This window comes from bacterium, from assembly GCA_024224155.1.
GTDB lineage: Bacteria > Acidobacteriota > Thermoanaerobaculia > Multivoradales > JAHEKO01 > CALZIK01.
In genome coordinates this window covers 1-844 of the sequence record JAAENP010000271.1, presented here as the reverse complement: position 1 = coordinate 844, position 844 = coordinate 1, and the positions used below count along the sequence as shown (strand labels likewise).

Sequence of the window (844 nt, the reverse complement as noted above, 5' to 3'; positions counted from 1 at the left end):
TCGTAGGCGAAGGCCCGGGCATAGTGGGCCACGGCCTTCTTCCGCTGGTTGCGCGCGTCGAACAACATACCCAGTTGATAGAGCGCTCGGGCATGGCGGGGCTCGATCTCGAGCACGTCCCGGTACTCCGCCTGAGCTTCTCTCAAGCGCCCCGACTGCTGCAGGAGAACGCCGAGATTGAACCGCGCCAGAGCGCTGTCGGGGGCGAGCTCGATGGCTCGCCGATAGGCGCCTTCCGACTCCTCCAAACGTCCCGAGAGCATCAGCAGGTTGCCGTGGTCATTGTGGACCTCGGCGTCATAGGGCCTCTCGGCCACCTGCTCCTGCTGGGCTGCCAGGGCCTTGGCCAGATTCGGCGGCCCGGTGGCGGCGACCGTCGCGACGACGAGCGAAGAAGCACCGAGAATCCCGACGGCGACCTGAGCCACCGTCTGCCAGCGGAAGATCGTCTGCCAGCGGACCCTCGTCCGGTTGTGAACCAACGTCTTGTCTCTGACCAAGGTCTTCTCCTTCATGGTGCCTCTCACGGCGACTCCGGAGGCGGTTCCTGATGGTGGCGAGCGATCGGTTCTTTCCAGCAAGGCCAGGCAGCTATCGGCGAACGGGCTTCGCCTTCAGCTTCATCTTGCCGTCCTGAACCGCGATGCGAAACTGGATCTCCCGGCAGCCGGTCTTGGCGCGCACCACTTCCGCCTGACGGTGAATATACGAGCGAAATCGTTCGAGGTCCATGGCGGAGCCGGGCCGATAGAGCCCCCGGTAGAGCGCCTCGACCGCCGACGAGCTCTCTCGATCTCCGAGGACGACCCCCTTCCTCGGATCCGGCAGCTTCGCCTCCGCGGCC

2 protein-coding genes are annotated in these 844 nt (G+C 65.4%); both read right to left on the bottom strand.

The window, feature by feature from the left end; genetic code table 11:
* Positions 1-515: tetratricopeptide repeat protein (locus GY769_14245; GenBank protein MCP4203078.1), on the bottom strand; the 515-nt coding region annotated here is incomplete at its 3' end.
* Positions 516-591: 76 nt separating this feature from the next.
* Positions 592-844, bottom strand: a 253-nt coding sequence (locus GY769_14240; GenBank protein ID MCP4203077.1) for a hypothetical protein, incomplete at its 5' end; no start/stop codon positions are given.